Annotated in this window: 17 protein-coding genes and 1 riboswitch; all 17 genes read left to right on the top strand. The window is 43.4% G+C overall.

What is annotated here, in order from left to right:
* Nucleotides 1-12: 12 nt before the first annotated feature.
* Nucleotides 13-1,188 carry a phosphonate metabolism protein PhnM gene (gene phnM, locus ACFPRA_RS23205; RefSeq protein ID WP_381440067.1) on the top strand — a complete coding sequence of 392 codons (1,176 nt, stop codon included), beginning with the start codon at nucleotides 13-15 and terminating at the stop codon, nucleotides 1,186-1,188.
* A complete protein-coding gene (locus ACFPRA_RS23200) occupies nucleotides 1,185-1,835 on the top strand; it encodes a DapH/DapD/GlmU-related protein (RefSeq protein WP_381440064.1) in 651 nt (216 codons plus the stop codon). Before phnM ends, ACFPRA_RS23200 begins: the two co-directional genes overlap by 4 nt.
* Nucleotides 1,819-2,580: a phosphonate C-P lyase system protein PhnL gene (locus ACFPRA_RS23195; RefSeq protein WP_381440062.1), complete on the top strand. Its 762-nt coding sequence runs from the start codon at nucleotides 1,819-1,821 to the stop codon at nucleotides 2,578-2,580. Before ACFPRA_RS23200 ends, ACFPRA_RS23195 begins: the two co-directional genes overlap by 17 nt.
* Nucleotides 2,581-2,767: 187 nt before the next feature.
* Nucleotides 2,768-3,586 carry a PHP domain-containing protein gene (locus ACFPRA_RS23190; protein WP_381440060.1) on the top strand — a complete coding sequence of 273 codons (819 nt, stop codon included), beginning with the start codon at nucleotides 2,768-2,770 and terminating at the stop codon, nucleotides 3,584-3,586.
* A gap of 176 nt (nucleotides 3,587-3,762) precedes the next feature.
* On the top strand, nucleotides 3,763-4,788 hold the full coding sequence (locus ACFPRA_RS23185; protein WP_381440058.1) for a PhnD/SsuA/transferrin family substrate-binding protein: 1,026 nt from the start codon (nucleotides 3,763-3,765) through the stop codon (nucleotides 4,786-4,788).
* Between the two features lie 397 nt (nucleotides 4,789-5,185).
* The gene (gene phnC, locus ACFPRA_RS23180; RefSeq protein WP_381440055.1) at nucleotides 5,186-5,950 is read left to right on the top strand and encodes a phosphonate ABC transporter ATP-binding protein; all 765 of its coding nucleotides are present in this window, start codon (nucleotides 5,186-5,188) and stop codon (nucleotides 5,948-5,950) included.
* Between the two features lie 11 nt (nucleotides 5,951-5,961).
* Nucleotides 5,962-6,747 carry a PhnE/PtxC family ABC transporter permease gene (locus ACFPRA_RS23175; protein WP_381440053.1) on the top strand — a complete coding sequence of 262 codons (786 nt, stop codon included), beginning with the start codon at nucleotides 5,962-5,964 and terminating at the stop codon, nucleotides 6,745-6,747.
* Complete coding sequence (locus ACFPRA_RS23170; RefSeq protein ID WP_381440050.1) at nucleotides 6,747-7,610, top strand: ABC transporter permease subunit; 864 nt, start codon at nucleotides 6,747-6,749, stop codon at nucleotides 7,608-7,610. Before ACFPRA_RS23175 ends, ACFPRA_RS23170 begins: the two co-directional genes overlap by 1 nt.
* A 31-nt stretch (nucleotides 7,611-7,641) precedes the next feature.
* A complete protein-coding gene (locus ACFPRA_RS23165; protein WP_381440048.1) occupies nucleotides 7,642-8,445 on the top strand; it encodes a Cof-type HAD-IIB family hydrolase in 804 nt (267 codons plus the stop codon).
* A gap of 221 nt (nucleotides 8,446-8,666) precedes the next feature.
* The gene (locus ACFPRA_RS23160; protein ID WP_381440044.1) at nucleotides 8,667-9,212 is read left to right on the top strand and encodes a DoxX family protein; all 546 of its coding nucleotides are present in this window, start codon (nucleotides 8,667-8,669) and stop codon (nucleotides 9,210-9,212) included.
* Between the two features lie 447 nt (nucleotides 9,213-9,659).
* Nucleotides 9,660-11,132, top strand: coding sequence for a nicotinate phosphoribosyltransferase (locus ACFPRA_RS23155; protein ID WP_381440042.1), 1,473 nt, complete (start codon nucleotides 9,660-9,662; stop codon nucleotides 11,130-11,132).
* 22 nt (nucleotides 11,133-11,154) lie between these two features.
* Entirely contained in the window at nucleotides 11,155-11,982 is an 828-nt protein-coding gene (gene nadE / locus ACFPRA_RS23150) for an ammonia-dependent NAD(+) synthetase (protein WP_381440039.1), read from the top strand.
* A 227-nt stretch (nucleotides 11,983-12,209) separates the two neighbouring features.
* Entirely contained in the window at nucleotides 12,210-13,160 is a 951-nt protein-coding gene (locus tag ACFPRA_RS23145; RefSeq protein ID WP_381440037.1) for an AAA family ATPase, read from the top strand.
* Nucleotides 13,157-14,338, top strand: a complete 1,182-nt coding sequence (locus ACFPRA_RS23140; protein WP_381440035.1) for a DUF58 domain-containing protein — start codon at nucleotides 13,157-13,159, stop codon at nucleotides 14,336-14,338. Before ACFPRA_RS23145 ends, ACFPRA_RS23140 begins: the two co-directional genes overlap by 4 nt.
* 111 nt (nucleotides 14,339-14,449) lie before the next feature.
* A complete protein-coding gene (locus ACFPRA_RS23135) occupies nucleotides 14,450-16,645 on the top strand; it encodes a DUF4129 domain-containing transglutaminase family protein (RefSeq protein ID WP_381440033.1) in 2,196 nt (731 codons plus the stop codon).
* A gap of 98 nt (nucleotides 16,646-16,743) precedes the next feature.
* Complete coding sequence (gene guaA, locus ACFPRA_RS23130) at nucleotides 16,744-18,078, top strand: glutamine-hydrolyzing GMP synthase (protein ID WP_381440031.1); 1,335 nt, start codon at nucleotides 16,744-16,746, stop codon at nucleotides 18,076-18,078.
* A 95-nt stretch (nucleotides 18,079-18,173) separates the two neighbouring features.
* Nucleotides 18,174-18,275, top strand: a riboswitch (purine riboswitch).
* A 419-nt stretch (nucleotides 18,276-18,694) separates the two neighbouring features.
* Nucleotides 18,695-20,029 carry an NCS2 family permease gene (locus tag ACFPRA_RS23125; protein WP_381440028.1) on the top strand — a complete coding sequence of 445 codons (1,335 nt, stop codon included), beginning with the start codon at nucleotides 18,695-18,697 and terminating at the stop codon, nucleotides 20,027-20,029.
* Nucleotides 20,030-20,370: the final 341 nt, after the last annotated feature.

Below are 20,370 nucleotides of genomic sequence, written 5' to 3'. Positions count from 1 at the left end.
TGGAGTGATTTCATGTACGTATTGACAAACGGCCAATTGGTCACTGAAGACCGAATTTTACAACAGCATGCAGTCGTAATTGACAATGACTGCATTCAGGCAATCATTCCTGATGCTGACGTCGCAAAGTATGATGATTACACAATCATTGATGCACAAGGGGGCTATATTTCACCCGGATTTGTCGACATTCATTCGGATTATATTGAAGGGATTATTTCTCCGAGACCGACTAGTTTAATGGATTTCAATATGGGCATTCGGGAAGCGGAGCGCATCCTCATCAGTCATGGGATTACGACGATGTTTCATTCGTTATCGATCTATAAAGACGATGGTTTTTCACATAAACCAATCCGCAATCCGCAAAATGTCAATCGTTTGATCGATGCCATTAACGAAACACATACGAGCGAGCACCTGATCCGCAATCGAATGCATGCCCGATTTGAAATTGATAATATCGAGGCGGTCGATCGCTTTGTTCAAAACATCGAAGAAGGGAAAGTCCACCTCATTTCTTTCATGGATCATACACCGGGACAGGGGCAGTATCGAAACTTGGAAATCTACCGTGAAACTTTGAAAGGCTTCCGTCCGATGTCCAATGAAGAAGCGGACGTCCTCATTGCCGAGAGCATCACAAAAGAGAAAATCACATTGGAACAAATAAGGGAAATTGCCGAAATCGCATTGGAGAACCATATTGCAGTCGCTTCCCATGATGATGACGAAGTGGAAAAGTTGTCGCTTGTGAAAAGTTATGGAACGACGATCAGTGAGTTTCCGACGACGATGGAAGTGGCGCGAAAAGCGAAAGAGATGGGCTTGTGGACGATTGCGGGTGCGCCGAATGTCTTGTTAGGCGGTTCCCATTCCGGGAATTTATCGGCCGCAGAGGCTATTCAAGAACAAACTATTGATATTTTATGCAGTGATTATTATCCTGCTGCATTACTCCATTCCATTTTTAAATTAAGTGAGGAGTATGGGCAAGATTTGCATGAAATGTTCCAGTTGGTCACTTTGAACCCTGCAAAAGCGGTGCAATTGGACGATGAAATCGGCTCCATCCGGGAAGGGAAAAAAGCGGATTTGATCATCATTGAAAAGATGGATGATGGCTTTCCAGTGGTGACGGCTTCGATTGTAGATGGAAAATTAATCACGAGGACGATGTATCGATGAGGGCGATAGAAGTGTTACTTTCCGAAAAACCGTTTATCCATGAAGAAACTGTGCTGAAAAATACACAGCTTGGGGCATTTACTGAAGTGGGAATATCCAATTTCATCGAAAACTCGGTGTTGGACGATTATTCGTATACAGGACAGTTTTGTTTTATTCAAAATACAACGATCGGAAAGTTCTCCAATATTGCAGCGATGGTGCGGATTGGTCCGACTGATCATCCGTATGAGCGGCCTTCCCTTCATCATTTTACGTATCGCTCCAAAATGTACGGGTTCAGCGATCAGGATGATATGCCGTTTTTTGAGCAAAGGGAAAGTCAAATTACGACGATTGGTCATGATACGTGGATCGGTCACGGAGCGATTATCCAACCGGGAGTAACCATCGGGGATGGTGCCATTGTCGGCAGCGGTGCCATCGTGACCAAAGATGTGCCGCCGTATGCCATCGTCGTTGGTGTCCCCGCTACAATCATCAAATACCGGTTCCCGGAAGAAACGATTGCAGCATTGCAACGTATCCAATGGTGGAATTGGTCATACGACATGATCAAAGAACGATTGGAAGACTTTCGTCTTGATATAGGGCAGTTCGTAGAAAAATATGATGGAGGGATGGAATCGGATGCCACATCTGCTTGAAATAAAGGGATTGAGTAAATCTTTTACCATACATCATTTAGGGAAACATATGCAGGCCGTCCAAAATCTTGATCTTTCACTGGATGAGGGTGAATTCATCGGTATTGTCGGGAAAAGCGGCAGTGGCAAGTCGACGATTTTAAAAAGCATTTATCGAACGTATTTCCCAGAAAGAGGGGCAATTATGTATCGTTCCGAAAAGTTCGGGACGGTTGATTTAGCGCAGCTTTCTGAAAGGGAAGTCCATTATTTGCGCAAGCATGAGATCGGCTATGTATCACAGTTTTTAAATGCCATGCCGCGAACGACTGCACGTGAGCTTGTTGAACAGTCCGTTATCGAAATGGGGAAATCGCAAGATGAGGCACAACAAGCAGCAATAGAGGCGTTATCCCATTTTGAATTGGATCCCGAACTATGGGACAGTTATCCGACTACATTTTCAGGCGGACAGAAATTGCGCTTGAATATCGCGTGTGCCATCGTTAAAAAGCCACGTCTATTACTGTTGGATGAGCCGACTGCCAGTTTGGATGATGCGTCCAAATGGAAAGTAAGAGAAGTGATTGAACGATTGAAAGCAGATGGAACGACGCTCATCGGGATTTTTCATGACTTGGAATTTATGGATGGATTATGTGACAAAGTCTATGACTTGCTTCAGCAGAAGTCCCCCACTTCTATAAGTGGCGGGATGAATGATAGAGATGCATTCAATTCAGTGGGGGTTCAAAGCCCTGGCTGAATAGAGGAACTCAGGCTAAGGTCGCCGCGTCCTGAATGAAAGTGCCTTAATTTCTGCAAAAAAACGCAGAAATACGGCAAATCGAACCCTTCGCTGTTCGATTCGCAATTCAAAATCCGGACGCAATTACGCCGAGGCGTAATTGATTTTACAGGAAAAAAAGATTGTCTAAAAGGAAGGGATTCGCATGAAGGCAGACTTACATGTCCACTCCCATTATTCGGATGGGTCATCTTCTGTGGAGGAAGTGATGGAAATGGCGTCAAAAAGGGGCATCACCCATTTGAGCCTCGTCGATCATGATACAGTCGCTGGTTTGGAGGCTGCTCAAATCGAAGGAGCGAAACACGGTATCACAATCGTTCCGGGCATTGAAATTTCAGCTTATGATTTTACTAGAAATCGTAAAGTGCATATTCTTGGCTATTGGTTTGATAAAGAAGCGGCACATATCCAAGAACTTTGTCGACCGCTGTTAAAAAGGCGTCATGAAAATTCCCTTTGGCAAATTGAACAACTGCAAAAACATGATTATGCGATTCAGCTGGAAGAGGTTGCGAAAAAAGCGATGATGTCGGGCGTCATTTACAAACAGCATATTATGCATGGCTTGCTCGATCATCATTTTATAACGCCGCTCTATCAGGAACTGTATCGAACGCTTTTCAAAGGGGACGGAATTTGTGCGCGGGATATCGAATATGTCGATGCTGTGGCTGCGGTAAAAGCGATTAAAGCGGACAACGGTTTTGCCGTATTGGCGCATCCGGGCCAGCTCGACTCTTACGCTATCATTCCCGAGCTTGTGAGACATGGATTGGACGGTATTGAACGTGAGCATATGGATCATACGAAAGAAGATCGACGGAAAGTGGACCAGTATGCTGATGAATACGGACTATTCCGCACGGGTGGCAGCGATTTTCATGGAGATTATGGAACGCAGATCCGAATAGGAGATCTAATCAGTCCTACGGAATTAATTGAATCGGTCTTATCGAAATGAGTTTAAAGAATGTATGAAGATATTGTAAATTTAAGGATTTTATAACTTTAATATGATCAAATAGGAAGTGTAGAAGATATGGATGAAAGGATGATAGGCCATAGAAGAAATCTGCATCTTTTGAATAGCTAAATTCGATAACCTCACTACACTACTCATTTAAAAAGGAGAAAATCATGAAAAAAACGCTATTGTCAGTGTTATCACTTCTTTTTCTTGTATCCATTTTGGCGGCTTGCACGTCAAGCAGTGCAAACTCAGATGATCAGTTAACGATGGTTTGGTATCCAAATGAGTCCGGGAATGATTTGAAATCGGCTCGCGATGAAATCGGTAAAGTCATTGAAGAGGTGACAGGCAAAAAGGTAGAGCATAAATTGACAACGGATTATGCGGTTGCCATTGAAACGATTGCGAATGGTAATGCGCAACTTGCATTTATGGGTGCACAAGGTTATATCGAAGCCAAAAACAAGAATAATAGCATCGAACCGCTTATTGTCCCAAGTGGGAAATCAGGTACGATCGACGATGCCGTTTACTATAGCTGGTTAGCCGTTAAAAAAGCGGATGCTGATCAATATAAAGTGAATGGCGAGTATGCAATCGATAATATCGTAGATTCTAAATTCTCATTTGTGTCAAGCAGTTCTACTTCAGGTTTTAAAGTGCCTTCCAATGATGTCATTGCGTATTTTTCACAACAGGATCAATGGAAAGACTTGACGCCGGAAGATTTGATGGAAGGCGGAACGTTCTTTAAAGAAGTGCTCTATGGCGATTCCCACCAAGGTTCTGCTGTGAACTTATTAAGTGGACGTGCAGATGTGGCGGCATTTTGTGATACATGTGTAGGCAACTATATCGAAATCGCTGAAGGGGAACCGAACAAAGCAGGCTCTGTTTACAAAGTGAAAGCAGATGCGGCTGAACCGTTCCATACTGTCCCAGGTGAAGAATTCACATTGATCAACGTGACGCCTGTATTAAATGCACCATTTGCCGCCAATACGGACAGCTTAAGTGAGGAAGATTTCAAGAAAATTCAAGAGCTGATGACTTCTGACGACATTGCCAACAATGAAAAAATCTTTGTACCGGCAGATGCTGAAACGGCTGGACTTTTCACAAAATCGGCGGATGAAAGATTTGTTGTTGTAGAAGATTCTTGGTTCGATCCGATTCGTGAACTGTCGAAATAAGTAGTGGGATGGATGAAAAAGCATGTACGAGAATGGAGTCAGTTTCTTTGCACATGCTTTTTTTCTATTATTTTCATTCAGCAAATCTTTTTATACTGAAAGCGAAGCGTCAGCTACAGAAGACTACCACCTCTATAGGTGACGAGATGAATGAGGTTTTGTTTCCTGTTCAGCGGGTGTTCAAACGCCTGCTGAACACTAGAAGAACGCAGGCTAAGGTCGCCACGTCCTGTGGCAACGCCTGCATGACCTGCATCATGCAGGCCCAAGCCTCCGGCGGATGTCACAGATTTTTTAAGGGAGCTTTTCGAGCGAGCTCGAAAAAAAACTGGACGCAATTACGCCGAGGCGTAATTGATTGCTCGTCTTCCAAAATCGATACAAGGAGTTTTTATAAATGGCTTTGTTACAAGTTCAAAACCTATCCAAGCGATATGACAAAGACAAACGCGTCTTATCGGATATTAATCTGGAAGTGCGAAAAGGGGAGTTTGTCTCCATTATCGGTCCATCAGGCGCCGGTAAGTCGACCTTTCTTCGATGCATCAATCGAATGATCGATACATCGGAAGGGGAAATTCATTTTGACGATGTCGATGTCATGGCTTTATCCAAAAAAGAGTTGCGCAAACATCGAACAAAAATCGGGATGATTTTCCAACATTATAATTTAGTTTCTCGCTTAACGGTTATTGAAAATGTGTTGCACGGCCGTTTTGGCTATAAGTCAACCTGGCAAGGCATTTTAGGTCATTTTACAGAAGAAGAAAAATTGCAGGCCTTTAACTTGCTGAAAAAGCTCGGGATGGAAGAGCATGCGTATAAAAGGTGTGACCAATTGAGTGGAGGACAGAAACAGCGTGTCGGCATTGCAAGGGCGTTGATTCAGTCACCGAAATTGCTACTTTGTGATGAACCGATTGCTTCCTTGGATCCTAATGCCTCCAAGGTCATTATGGATCATTTACAGACGATCTCCAAAGAACTGGATATCACTTGTATCGTCAATCTGCATCAGGTGGATGTGGCGAAGAAGTATTCGGATCGGATTATCGGCTTGAATAGTGGTCGGGTCGTCTATGATGGCACGTCCAACGAATTGATTTCGTCTGCCATTCATACGATCTACGGATCTGAAGCCGGCGAACTCATCATGGAGTAGGAGGAACGGTTGTGGACATAGCAGTTTTTCAAAAAAAGAAACAACGCATGACGCTGTTCATGGTCATTGTGATCGGTCTTACGTTGTTATCGGCAAGAATGACGGACTTCGACTTCCTTCACAGTGTCCTAACATTGCCGAAAGCATTTAGCTGGATGGCATCGAATCTAGTAGTCACGGAACAGGCTTTGACGAAAATGCCCTCCATTTTGGATAAATTGATCGAAACCATCTTTCTATCGATTACTGCTACAACAACGGCCAGTGTATTGGCTTTATTATTGGCACTAATGGGGTCACACACGACGAAGATCAATTCTTTTTTCGGGTCATTAAGTAGAATCATTGCTTCGGTTTATCGGAATATCCCCATCGTCGCTTGGGCGCTTATTTTACTTTTATCATTTGGTCAAAGTGCCTTGACGGGGTATTTCGCGTTATTTCTTGCAACGTTCGGTTTTTTGACGCGGGCCTTTATCGAAACGATTGACGAAACGAGTAGCAGTTCGGTGGAAGCATTGCGTGCAACTGGGGCGACCTATTTTCAAGTCGTAGCGAAAGCGGTCATTCCGGAATGTTCTCCGCAAATCATCAGTTGGGTGCTTTTTATGATTGAAACGAATATTCGAAGCTCAACATTGGTTGGTATTTTAACGGGAACGGGTATCGGGTTTGCATTCGATTTGTACTATAAAAGTATGAACTATCATGTTGTCTGCCTCATTACGATCAGTATTGTAGTTGTCGTCATTGGAATCGAGCTTCTATCCAATTATGTAAGAAGGGTGATATTGTAATGACTTTAGCAAAAAGCGATTTGCTCTTTGACTTGAAAAGGAATCACGCCGGAAAAATTAAAATCAAAGCGTGGAATAAGTCGCAAGTGGTCATGACGGGGACGTTTGTTATGCTCCTATTATTAACCGTCTACGGGTTTCTAACTTTTGATTATAAAGGGATTTCGATTGTCGAAGCGACAATGTCAACGCTTCATAATGTGAAGTTGATGTTTTTACAGCCTCTACTCAGCCATTTTTCGTTAGGGGAGGCAATGTATCAACTTAGCTTAACGATGGGGCTTGCCTTTTTATCAACCGTTTTAGGCGCGTTACTTTCTGTCGTTATCGCTCTGTTCGCCGCCAAAAATCTAGCACCTAAGGCAGTGTCCAATGTGATTATTGTAGTGGTGGCATTTATTCGCGCAGTGCCTACAGTGCTATGGGTTTTGATTTTTGCGATTGCTGCCGGGCTGGGAAGTGAAGCCGCCATTATCGGGATGGTGTTTCACACGATTGCGTTTTTAGTAAAAGCATATGCGGAGTCGTTTGAAGAATTGGATGAAGGGATTTTAGAGGCGTTGCGTGCAAGTGGCGCGAGTTGGTGGCATATCGTAATACATGCTGTCCTCCCTTCCACAGCTACTTCGTTATTGTCTTGGACTTTTCTACGCTTTGAAACGAACTTTACAGTAGCGGTGGCGATGGGGGCTGCTGCAGGAGCGGGTGGAATTGGTTTTGAATTGTTCATGGCTTCAGGGTTCTATTTTGATTTGCGGGAAGTCGGTTTTATCACGTATGCGATCTTGCTTGTCGCGATTGGGCTCGAGCTACTTTCTACTCAATTGAAAACTCGTTATTTGAAAAGTTCAACTGCAAATTAATGAAGGATGTCATTTCGAGGAGGAATGTCTAGTGGAGAAAAAAGCTGTCTTTTTTGATTTGGATGGAACGTTGTTGAACGAAAACAAAGTTGTTTTGGAGTCATCTAAACGGGCGATTCAAGCGCTACAGGAGCAAGGGATTATTGTTGCCATTTCGACAGGCCGTTCACCACGCATGTTCGATTGGCTCCTTGATGAGTTGAATATTTCTTCGTATGTGTCGATGAATGGACAGCATGTCGTCTTTGAAGGGAAAGAGATTTACTCGAATCCAATGGATCTTGATATGCTGCATGATCTATCGACAATTGCTTATGACAATGGACATGGATTGGCGTATTCCAATTGTCAGCAGATTAGGGTGAATGCAGATAAACATCCGCTCATCTATCCGAGTTATGCGCACATGAAAATCGATTATCCATTGGTTGAAAAGGAATTTTACAAGCATTCGCCTGTTCACCAAATTCAGATCTATTGTGAACGCAGGCATGCACAGTTTTACATGCAACGGTACGCGGATTATACGTTCCTCGAATGGGGGGAGCATGCATCAGATATGCTACCGGCAGGAATTTCCAAGGCGGTAGGCGTTCAGAAAATTATGGAGCAACTAGGCGTCAAGCGGGAAAATAGCTATGCCTTCGGAGATGGGACGAACGATTTTGAAATGCTAGACTTTGTCGGAACTGGCATCGCGATGGGTAATGCAGTACCCGCACTAAAGGAGCAAGCTGATTTTGTGACAACGAGCTGTTCGGATGCGGGCATTATCAATGGATTGATCGGTGTCGGCTTGTTAGAATCATCGGTTTTTGAAGATGTCTTTAGCTAAATTGTACGAAAAGGCTATGCTGCGAGTTGACGATTAGCTTGCGGAATAGCTTTTTTTAATTGATAGGTAAAATAGATTAGTATTTTTTAGATGAATAGTCGGATAAACCTGTGAAAAACTATGTATTTTTAATCATTCGCTAAAATGTAACAATTTCAGCGATAAAAAGCAGAAAAATGGGTATTAAAAACAATATAATAGGAGAAAAGGAGGTTTTTTGGATGAAAGGGCAACATACGGTCGTCATTCCGGAAAATCCGGTCTCCCGCTTTCTATTCAGCGATACCCGTTCTGCATTCATTTGGTTAGTTATTCGTCTTTACGTAGGGTATGCATGGCTGAAGGCTGGCTGGGGGAAAGTGCAAAGTGATGCTTGGACTGGCGAAAATGCTGGAGCTGCCATCCAAGGATTTGTGCAAGGTTCACTGGCAAAATCCCAAGAGGGTGCAGATGTGGCAGGATGGTATGCAACTTTTTTGGAGAGCACTGTTCTTCCGAATGCAAAGTTATTCGCGTTTGCCGTGGCTTATGGAGAGTTGTTAGTAGGCCTAGGTTTAGTGTTTGGATTGCTAACCGGTATCGCGGCATTCTTCGGGGCATTGATGAACGTCAGTTTTCTGTTTGCCGGCACACTAAGCACGAACCCGTTGCTTTTCATATTGGCGACTTGGCTCGTTCTCGCTTGGAAAGTGGCAGGTTGGTATGGCTTGGATCGCTGGGCGCTTCCAAAGTTAGGAACACCGTGGAAGACGAAAGAGAAAAGTTAATGGATCAAAGAGAGTCGATTTCATTTTGAAGAAATCGATTCTTTTTGATCTTCATTCAGCATTCATCTCGCCACCTATAGAGGTGGCGAGATGAATGCTGTTTAGCGGGAGTCAAAACTCCCGCTGAACGAATAATGGAGGGCAGTCTATGTGCGCGACGTCCTAAAAGGAAAGTGCCTTAATTTCTGCAAAGATCGCAGAAATACGGCAAATCGAACTCTTCGCTGTTCGATTCGCAACGACTGCATGACATACATCCTGTAGGCCCGCGGATGTCACAGATTTTTTAGAGGAGCTTTTCGAGCGAGCTAGAAAAAAATCTGGACGCAATTGCGCCGAGGCGTAATTGAATGTTTAGAAAAATGGAGTAATCTGTTATTAAGGCTCGAAATCAGGGTAATTGGTGTATAATGGTCATAACTTAGTTTTCGGAAGAAGGAGATTATCATGAGTTCAAATTATGCAGATGACAGTTTAGCCTTACATACGGATCTTTATCAAATCAATATGGCGGAATCTTACTGGGCGGATGGGATACATGAGCGCAAGGCCGTGTTTGAGCTATTTTTCAGAAATTTGCCATTCGGGAACGGATATGCGGTATTTGCAGGATTGGAACGGATTCTTGATTATTTACGTGATTTTCATTTCAGCGAAAGTGATCTTGCCTATTTAAAAGACGAGCTCGGTTACCGAGACGATTTCATAACCTATTTAAAAGACGTCCGTTTCACTGGCGATGTGTATTCGATGGTGGAAGGGGAACTCGTATTTGCGAATGAACCGATCATCCGTGTAGAAACGACACTGATTGAAGCGCAGCTGGTGGAAACGGCATTGCTGAATATCGTCAACTATCAAACATTGATTGCCACAAAAGCAAGCCGCATCAAGCAAGTGGTGAAAGAGGAAGTTGTGATGGAATTTGGTAGCCGTCGAGCGCATGAGATGGACGCGGCGATATGGGGTGCCCGTGCTACGATTATCGGTGGTGTCGAAGCGACAAGTAATGTACGGGCAGGGAAACGATTCGGGATACCGGTGTCGGGGACGCATGCCCATTCCATGGTCCAAGCATATAAGAGTGAGTACGAAGCTTTTCATGCCTATGCAAAGCGCCATAAGGATTGCGTCTTTCTCGTTGACACATACAACACATTGAAAATTGGCGTTCCAACGGCCATTCAAGTTGCAAAAGAATTGGGCGATCAAATCAATTTCATCGGCATTCGTCTTGATAGCGGAGATATTGCTTTCCTTTCGAAAGAAGCGCGCCGCATGTTGGACGAAGCTGGCTTCCCTGAAGCAAAAGTCGTCGTGTCGAATGACTTGGATGAATATACAATTCTTAACTTGAAAGCGCAAGGTGCAAAAGTGGATGTATGGGGGATCGGAACGAAACTGATTACAGCGTACGATCAACCGGCATTGGGCGCTGTCTATAAAATCGTCTCGATTGAAAATGAAGCGGGAGAGATGGAAGACACGATTAAAATTTCATCGACAACAGAAAAAGTGACAACGCCAGGACGAAAGAAATTGTACCGCATTATCGACCGGGAAAATGGCAAGGCTGAAGGGGATTATATTACGATGTACGACGAAGATCCGGCATCGGAAAAACGTATTAAAATGTTCCATCCTGTGCATACGTTTGTGTCCAAGTTCGTCACGAATTTCGAAGCGAAAGATCTGCATGTCAAAGTTATTGAAAATGGCGAAATCATCTATACGAATCCACCATTGATGCAAATGCGGGAATATGCCCAAGAAAACTTGGGGCTCCTATGGGATGAATATAAACGATCGTTGAACCCTGAGGAATACCCTGTAGATTTAAGCCAGAAATGTTGGGATAACAAAATGCGCAATATCCAGGAAGTGCAGGAAATGGTCGAGGATTATATCGATCATAAGTGATAATCAATGAGGTGATTGAACGATGGAATCATTGCAGAAAAAGATCATTGCGGAGTTGAAAGTGCAACCGGTTATCGATTCTCAAGAAGAGATTCGAAAATCGATTGATTTCATGAAAACATATGCGAAAAAACATGCCTTCGTACAAGGATTTGTCCTAGGAATCTCAGGCGGACAGGATTCGACGCTAGTCGGGAAGCTGGCACAACTTGCCGTCGATGAATTGAATCGAGAAGAAGGGACGGACCGCTATCAGTTTATAGCGATCAGACTTCCCTATGGGACACAGTTCGATGAAAAGGATTGCCAAGATGCCTTGGATTTTATTGGACCGTCCAAAATTTACACTGTGAATATTAAAGACGCAGTCGATGCGAGTGAGCGAACATTGAATGCTGCAGGAGTGACGTTATCGGACTATGCAAAGGGGAATGAAAAAGCGCGGGAACGGATGAAAGCCCAATATTCCGTTGCGGCCATGCATGATTGCATCGTTCTCGGAACCGACCATGCAGCGGAGGCTATTACCGGTTTCTATACGAAATTCGGCGATGGCGGTGCCGATCTCATGCCGATTTATCGCTTGAACAAACGGCAGGGCAAACAATTATTGAAAGAACTCGGTTGTCCAGAACATCTTTACTTAAAAGTACCGACCGCGGATTTGGAAGAAGATAAACCCGCCTTACCGGATGAGGTCGCACTCGGTGTAACGTATGAAGCGATCGATGATTATTTGGAAGGAAAAGAAGTTCCGGAAGAAGTCCAGATGACCATTGAAAATCTATTTCTCCGTTCTGCACATAAGCGGCATATGCCGATTACTATTTTTGATGATTTTTGGAAGTGAAAAAATTTGTTGAGCGGTCTTTTCAGAGTGTTGACAAAGTCGTACTGTGGCTTTGGCGACACTCTTTTTTGTAGGAATTTGAGGTGGTTATTTATCAGATAAGTTGAATGTTACTATTTTCGGTCCCGGCGCTTAAGTTGTATAGGAAAAGGAAATCCTGTATGATGAAGGTATGTTTTGTTAATTTTCGGATAAATCGAAAGTCCTATATAATTGGGGGAGCTGACATGAACCATACAGAGAAAATCAATCGAATTTTGACAAATATCGATCAGGTCATGATTGGAAAAAGAGATATAGCGGAACTGTGCGTGACAGCGCTTCTTGCCGGCGGACATGTATTGCTTGAGGATGTACCGGGCGTCGGAAAAACGATGATGGTCAAGGCGCTGGCAAGGTCGGTGGGTGCTGATTTTAAACGGATTCAATTTACGCCGGACTTATTACCTTCTGATGTGCTAGGCGTTTCTATCTATAATCCAAAGGCGATGGAATTCGAGTTTAGACCCGGTCCGATTATGGGGAATATTATTCTCGCAGATGAAATCAACCGGACGTCGCCGAAAACCCAATCTTCGCTTCTGGAAGGGATGGAAGAGGCTTCAATAACGATTGATGGTGTAACAATGCAGATCCCACAACCATTCTTCGTCATGGCCACGCAGAACCCGATTGAATACGAAGGGACGTATCCATTGCCAGAGGCTCAATTGGATCGCTTTCTATTCAAATTGAAAATGGGCTATCCAACAAAGACGGAGGAAATGGAAGTGCTTGGGCGAGCAGAAAAAACGGTACCGATCGAGCAATTGAGGTCAGTGGTCACATTAGAAGAATTAGTAGAGCTTCAACAGGCAGTTACGGGAGTGAAGGTTGACGATACCATCAAATTGTATATTGTCGACTGTGTAGCACAGACACGTGACAATCCGTATGTATACCTGGGGGTAAGCCCCCGAGGGTCGCTTGCATTGATGAAGGCCTCTCAAGCTTTTGCGATGCTTAAAGGAAGAACCTATGTCATACCGGATGATGTGCAATATTTAGCACCATTTGTCTTCCAACACCGAATGATTTTAACGCCTGAAGCGAGATACGAAGGGATTTCCACATCAGAAATCGTGGACCGGATTTTGATGAAGGTCCGTGTTCCAGTAGATAAGGCAACGTTAAGATGAAAATTGTCAAGCAAGTGTTGAACAGTTCTATGCAAGTTGTCTTTGTAGTGAGTGTCTTGATAGCGGCATTTGTTTTTGCGATGTTTCAAGGCGGACAAGTCAGTTGGACAATTTTTTATATTATACTGCCATTTGGGCTGTATTCTCTTTTCCTGTTTTTCTATCCGTTGTCGGACGTGAAGGTCAGCCGGGAGATTCGAACGCCAATTGTTGAAAGTGGTGGGAAGCTAATCGTTTCGTTATCGATTAGGCGAAACAGTTTTTTTCCCTTGCTCTATACCGTCGTGACGGACAAATGGGCAGAACCTGAACGATTCACAGTAGCGGGAAACGCATGGAAACGATTGTTTCTGTTCGGTTTCCGGAAAGAAAAGAAATGGGAATATGAAATCGAGCAAATGCCACGGGGCGAGCATGTGCTGGAAGGGATCGAAATAGAAGTGGCGGATTTTTTCGGCTGGGTCCGGAAAAAGAAATGGGTTCCGTTGCGGCATACAGTGCTTATTTTCCCGAAAACGATCGCGTTTCAATATGCTCCGATCGAGACTCAATATGACCACGGTACACTTGCATCTCCTTTGAATATTATCAAAGATACAACGCTGGCAACAGGTGTCCGAAATTACCAACCCGGCGATCGGGTGACATGGATCCACTGGAAATCTTTTGCGCGTACACAAACGTTGATGACGAAAGAATTCGAGGATAGAAGATCCCAAGACTTATTAGTGATTATGGATGGAAGAAAAACAGAAGTGTTTGAAGATATCGTTGAACTCACGGCTTCGCTTATAAAAGAAGCTTCAAAAAATCAGGCCGGTCTTGCGCTTATGACAGCAGGAAAGGAAATTTCTCGCTATCCTCTTATCCAATCTGATGCACAATTGCATCAAGCGCTTGTTCACTTAGCTAAAATACAACCGTCGGAAGTGGCGACAGGTCTTGTGAGTGATATGGTTAGTACAACGCTTGTTGGGGGGAGTGCGGTTGTCATTACGGGAAATCCCGATTGGACGTTCCTTCAACCGATCGTGCAAAGTGTGAAAAGTAACGGAACGCTCGTCTGTTATGTAGTAACTGGTCAAGGGAAAGAACCTTCGCCCAGCGTGGTGAATGCTATCCAAATTGCGAAGTCGAGGGGAATTCATGTGTACTTACTGGAAGAGCATCGGTTTTAACCGGTAGGCATCCTGACTTGCATCAGTGGAGAGATGAATACTGAGAGTGTGCGAAGCAATTCAAATTCTGGGCGCAAATATAAGGCGTCGTTGATAAAGAAGGTGAGGATTATGACTGGAACACCGATGGACAGACGGCTTCTCGCCATTTTGTATCTTCTTGCTTTCGTGCTGTTAAGGGAGTGGCTTCTCCCAGTTATGGCATTGACCGATACGAATTATTTGGGGCTGTTCCTCCTTTTTATCGCCATCGTTTTTGCCTTGGCATTAGGACGGGTGAAATGGTGGATTGCAGTTCCGGTGAAATTCTTGTATATCATGTGGGCCATCCAATATATCTATTTGGATGAAAAATTCATATCGATCAGTCGCATCGGCTATTTGGTGCAAGATTTATTGTCCAATGTCCCGACCCTTATGAGTGGTGATTGGGAAAATATTACGAACCCTTTTCGGACATTATTGTTTTTTTCACTATTATGGATGACGACTTACTTGATTCGCCATTGGATTGAAGTAAGGAAAAGTATTTTACTTTTTTATAGTATGACCGTTATTTTTGTTGCAACGATTGATACGTTCAGTCCGTTATCTACAGACAGCTCCATCTTTCTCATCATGGTGACAGGCTTATTATTGCTTGGCCTGCTGTTCATCTCAAAATTAGCTGAGAAGCACAATACCCCGATTCCAACAGGTGCATTTTTAACTGTTTCTCTACCCTTGCTCTTCTTCGTTGTACTGAGCGGTACACTTGCCAATGTAATGCCGAAGAAAGACCCGGTATGGCCGGATCCTGTACCCTACGTGAAGTCGTTCGTTCAGGGGACAGGAACAGATGGCTCAGGAAATGGTGCGGGTATGATGACGAGCGGGTATGGAACGGATGATTCACAGCTCGGCGGTTCATTCGAACAAGATGATACGCTTGTTTTCGAAGCGAAAGTGGCGAGCAAACAGTACTGGAAAATCGAAACGAAAAACACTTATACGACAAAAGGGTGGGAACAGCTATTTCCAGATCAGAGTGAAACAAGCTATTCATCTGGTATGGAAATGGTGGACTATGCACAATCCAATCCCGAAGTTCTCCAGCGTACAGATGTACAAGTGTCACTCGATTTTCCATTCATTGTCTACCCTTATGGCATTCAGAAAGTGTATGCGGATGCCAATGTCGAATTTCTTCATTCTGAAGCTACAGGGAAATACCGGACCGAAATTGATGGACGCAATGATTCGCTTTCCGCTTACGAAATTGAATTTGTGGAACCGGAATATAGTCTGAAAGCGTTAAGAGAGACAAATATGCAAGACTTACAGACATTGGACAGTTCGTTCTCGCAGTATTTACAGTTGCCGGATGCGTTGCCGGAGCGAGTAAGAGAACTGGCGGTGTCCATTACCGAAAGTCAAGAGAGCGTTTATGATAAAGCGAAGGCGATTGAAAGGTATTTTGGTAGAAGCGGTTTTGTTTATGCACAACAACAGGTCTCTATACCGGATGCTGATGAAGATTATGTAGACCAATTTCTTTTTGAAACAAAGAGAGGTTATTGTGATAACTTTTCAACGTCCATGGTCGTGATGCTCCGTGCGCTTGATATTCCTGCCCGCTGGGTGAAAGGGTTTGCTCCCGGTGAATATCGTTTGAATGACGAAGGCGAACGCGTTTATCAGATTACGAATAACGAGGCCCATTCATGGGTGGAAGCGTACTTACCGGGCATTGGATGGATGCCATTTGAACCGACAATCGGTTTTACTAATTTGACGGATATCGAATACGATATTGAATTGGAAGCAAATGACCCCCAAGTGGCGGAAAGGGATGAGAAGAACAAACCAAAAGAAGAACAATCCAAAGACCCGGTTGAAAAGGCGAAGTCATTCGATGCGAAGAAATATGTAAGCCTGTTTACCTCGGGGTTGAAAAAGTATATCGGGTGGATTGTTGCGGTCATACTAGTGATTGCCCTCGTGGTTTGGAGCTTTTATCGCAGTCGAGTGAAATGGATGCCGAAGTTTCTTTTAAGGACCTATCGATCGGAAGCGGATGATTGGGATGCCTTTGTCAAACGCTATCAAAGTTTGTTGAAGCAGCTTGACCGTGTAGGTTTGAAGCGATCGGAAGGGATGACGCTAAACGATTACGCGACGGATGTCGATGCCCATTTCGGTGGGGACCAGATGAGCGCGTTGACGGCAGCTTACGAAAAAGGTTTGTATGGTGCGAATACAACCGAGCATGATTGGGTATTCTTGAAAGAAATGTGGGAAGATTTAATCAACAGGACTTCGGGTTGATTTTTGAGGTATAGTCGTAGGAGATACAATGTTTAGAATATAATTTGGTTACCGATGAAGTAAAAAAATATTTGTTGAAACAGCCGGAAAGGTGTAGAATGGTTGGATTAAGAGGAGGTTGTGTCAACTTGAAGCAGGACAATATTTTAGTGTTGGATTTAGGTAGTAGTGAGAATACGGCAATTGCACGTTGGATTCGTGAGCTAGGTGTATATAGCGAGATTCATCCTCATGACATTACATCTCAAAATATTGAACAGTTAAAAACGGTAAAAGGAATTATTTTAAATGGCGGTAAAAATAATATCATTGATGGAGAAGCAATCGATGTATTAGATGAAATTTACTCTTTAAATATTCCGGTCATTAGCGTGAATCATCCTTCAACAAAAGCATTGAAAACGCTCGAGCAATGGCCAAGTGAAGAAGAAACAAAAGCATTGTTAAAAGACTTCGTGTTCCATACATGTAAGGCGGAAGCGAACTGGAATATGAAAAATTTCATCGATGATCAAGTGGCTTTAATTCGTAAACAAGTAGGCGATAAGAAAGTATTGTTGGCTCTTTCAGGCGGCGTAGATTCGTCTGTTGTTGCAGCATTACTAATTAAGGCAATCGGCAAGCAATTAGTTTGTGTGCATGTAAACCACGGTTTAATGCGTAAGAATGAGTCTGAGGGCGTCATTCAAATGTTCGAAAAAGACTTGGAGGAAAACCTTGTTTACGTGGATGCAAGCGAGCGTTTCTTAGGTAAACTAAAAGGGGTAGCCGAGTCAGAAGAGAAACGTAAAATTATCGGCAATGAGTTTATTCGTGTGTTTGAAGAAGAAGCGCGTAAACTGGAAGGGATTGACTTTCTGGCGCAAGGAACAATCTATCCGGATATCGTAGAATCCGGCACGAAAACGCATAAAGTCGTCAAATCTCACCATAATGTTGGAGGGCTTCCAGAAGATTTGAAATTTGAATTAGTGGAACCATTATTCCAATTATTCAAAGATGAAGTTCGTGCATGTGGGGTTGAGTTGGGTCTTCCGCATGATATGGTATATCGCCAACCATTCCCAGGACCAGGTCTAGGTGTGCGTGTTTTAGGTGAAATTGAGCCTGATCGTCTGGAAGCAGTACGCGAATCAGATGCTATTTTACGCGAAGAATTTGCACTCGCAGGATTAGACCAAAAGGTTTGGCAGTACTTTACAGTTGTGCCCAACTTCAAATCTGTCGGTGTACGCAACAATGAGCGGACGTATGAATATCCAGTCATTATTCGTGCAGTAAACACTGTAGATGCTTTGACAGCAACGGTAGAACAAATCGAATGGCCAATCCTTCTGAAAATCACTGATCGGATTATTAATGAAGTGAAAAATATTAACCGAGTGTGCTACGACCTATCTCCGAAACCAGGTGGCACGATTGAGTGGGAGTAAAATCAATTACGCCTCGGCGTAATTGCGCCCGGATTTTGAATCGAGTAAGCTCGATTGACTCCTTTAAAAATCCGTGGCATCCGCCGGAGGCTTTTGCTGAATAAAATAGAAGTTATCGTATAAAGCCGAGGATATGGCTCGGAAGTTTCTACCGAAACACCTTAAATGTTTCGACTACGATTTCATAGGAAGGGACAACCTTCTAATTGGATTTGTTTTTGGGGAGCATACGATGTTTATGTCGTATGCTTTTTTGTCTGTAAAATTTAAGGTAGAGGAAGGTGAAAACCGTTAGCCAAATTTTATGTTTGTAGGATTAAATGTCGGGTATAAGATTGGTAGTCCGTGTGAATCCCATACATTGCGAAAGTGGTGTAATCATCGAGTGGAATCGTGAGGGTGTCGGTGTATACTGTAAAGCGAAAACCAAGCATAAGTAAAGTTGAGAAGTTTCATTTCATAAGAAAACTCAACTATGTAGGATTCGCTGTATCCGAATTTACGCCTGTAGAGTGTCACACTAAATGCGAGTAGCTTCGGAAAAAGTGGGCACGAGGAAATAGGAAGCAAACATTGCCTATAGATTTTTATAGGTTTTTGGCAACGGAAGGTACAAATGAAGAAATACTTTGAGTTTGATAAACTTGGTACAAATTATCGCCGGGAAATCATCGGAGGTCTGACGACTTTTCTTGCCATGGCGTATATTCTTATCGTCAATCCGTTGATGTTATCTCTTGACGCAGTCCCGGATTTGCCTGATGCAATGCGTATGGACAAAGGTGCAGTATTCGTCGCAACTGCATTAGCTGCTGCTGTAGGTTCACTGTTTATGGGATTGATTGCGAAGTATCCAATTGGATTGGCACCTGGCATGGGGCTTAACGCATTCTTTGCATTTTCAGTTGTGTTAGGAATGGGGATTCCTTGGCAAACTGCGTTGACAGGCGTGTTATGCTCAGGTCTGATTTTCATCGTCCTCTCTCTCTCTGGTTTGCGTGAAATTATTATCAATGCAATCCCGATGCAGCTTAAGTTTGCAGTGGGAGCTGGAATTGGACTTTTCATCACTTTCCTTGGATTTCAAAATGCGAAAATTATCGTTGCGGATCCTAATACGCTTGTAACATTAGGGGATCTCTCGAATGGTCCGACATTGCTTGCTATTTTTGGTCTTGTCATTACGGTAGTCATGATGGTTCGAAAGATTAAAGGTGCTATATTTTATGGAATGATCGTGACTACAATTGTGGGGATGATTGCGGGTCTAATCGACCTACCTGAAAAAGTCGTCGATAAAGTCCCAAGTGTAGCCCCAACATTCGGTGCAGCGTTCGAGACGATATTCCAAGATCCGAGTTCATTATTGACGACTCAATTCCTCGTCATCGTCATTACATTCTTATTTGTAGACTTCTTTGATACAGCGGGAACGCTTGTTGCGGTTGCAAATCAGGCGGGGCTTATGAAAGATGATAAATTGCCACGAGCAGGGAAAGCACTTCTTTCAGATTCACTTGCGACTGTAACCGGTGCTGTTTTCGGAACATCAACAACGACTTCTTACATTGAATCTTCAGCAGGTGTTGCAGCAGGAGCAAGAACGGGATTTGCTTCTATTGTAACGGGAGTTCTCTTTTTGCTGGCCTTATTCTTTTCACCGTTATTGTTCGTCATCACTTCTGAAGTGACTGCTCCTGCACTGATTATCGTCGGAGTGTTGATGGTATCGACGTTGGGGAATATAGAATGGACAAGATTTGAAATTGCAGTTCCGGCATTTTTAACGGTTATCGCCATGCCACTGACGTACAGCATCGCGACAGGAATCGCAATCGGGTTTATCTTCTATCCAATCACGATGATTTTAAGTGGACGTCGGAAAGAGATTCATCCGATTATGTACGGTCTGTGGGTCATCTTTGTGTTGTACTTTATGTTTATCAAGTAATCGAAATAACAGTTCCCTTGAATAGGACAATAGGGAACTGTTATTTTCAATAGAAGGCAACGTTGGAAAATGCACAATTCAAGCGGTTGAATGATAGGGAATTAATGAAGGTTTAACAATCTCTTAAAAAACTTTTACAAAACCGTTGACTTTGTTTTTGATGGATGGTATATTAATTAAGCAGTCGACGAGAACGACATAAACCGACAGCAACTTACAATAAATGAACCTTGAAAACTGAACAGCAAAACGTTAACAAATACAGTTTGTTAAACCGACTCTGTCGGGGACACAAACACAAACGAATCTTCGGATTCAAAGTCAGCAAGAAATGAGCTATT

This window comes from Sporosarcina soli (assembly GCF_042655805.1).
Lineage (GTDB): Bacteria > Bacillota > Bacilli > Bacillales_A > Planococcaceae > Sporosarcina > Sporosarcina soli.
The sequence above is the reverse complement of the archived record's forward strand: the minus strand, read 5'-3'. Positions and strand labels throughout refer to the sequence as shown.

Coding starts and splice junctions, on each gene's coding strand:
- nadE (WP_381440039.1), top strand. CDS start 11,155: ATGGAATCATTGCAGAAAAAGATCATTGCGGAGTTGAAAGTGCAACCG.
- ACFPRA_RS23170 (WP_381440050.1), top strand. CDS start 6,747: ATGACTTTAGCAAAAAGCGATTTGCTCTTTGACTTGAAAAGGAATCAC.
- ACFPRA_RS23145 (WP_381440037.1), top strand. CDS start 12,210: ATGAACCATACAGAGAAAATCAATCGAATTTTGACAAATATCGATCAG.
- ACFPRA_RS23185 (WP_381440058.1), top strand. CDS start 3,763: ATGAAAAAAACGCTATTGTCAGTGTTATCACTTCTTTTTCTTGTATCC.
- ACFPRA_RS23200 (WP_381440064.1), top strand. CDS start 1,185: ATGAGGGCGATAGAAGTGTTACTTTCCGAAAAACCGTTTATCCATGAA.
- ACFPRA_RS23135 (WP_381440033.1), top strand. CDS start 14,450: ATGACTGGAACACCGATGGACAGACGGCTTCTCGCCATTTTGTATCTT.
- ACFPRA_RS23140 (WP_381440035.1), top strand. CDS start 13,157: ATGAAAATTGTCAAGCAAGTGTTGAACAGTTCTATGCAAGTTGTCTTT.
- phnC (WP_381440055.1), top strand. CDS start 5,186: ATGGCTTTGTTACAAGTTCAAAACCTATCCAAGCGATATGACAAAGAC.
- ACFPRA_RS23190 (WP_381440060.1), top strand. CDS start 2,768: ATGAAGGCAGACTTACATGTCCACTCCCATTATTCGGATGGGTCATCT.
- phnM (WP_381440067.1), top strand. CDS start 13: ATGTACGTATTGACAAACGGCCAATTGGTCACTGAAGACCGAATTTTA.
- ACFPRA_RS23125 (WP_381440028.1), top strand. CDS start 18,695: ATGAAGAAATACTTTGAGTTTGATAAACTTGGTACAAATTATCGCCGG.
- ACFPRA_RS23195 (WP_381440062.1), top strand. CDS start 1,819: ATGCCACATCTGCTTGAAATAAAGGGATTGAGTAAATCTTTTACCATA.
- ACFPRA_RS23160 (WP_381440044.1), top strand. CDS start 8,667: ATGAAAGGGCAACATACGGTCGTCATTCCGGAAAATCCGGTCTCCCGC.
- guaA (WP_381440031.1), top strand. CDS start 16,744: ATGGTTGGATTAAGAGGAGGTTGTGTCAACTTGAAGCAGGACAATATT.
- ACFPRA_RS23155 (WP_381440042.1), top strand. CDS start 9,660: ATGAGTTCAAATTATGCAGATGACAGTTTAGCCTTACATACGGATCTT.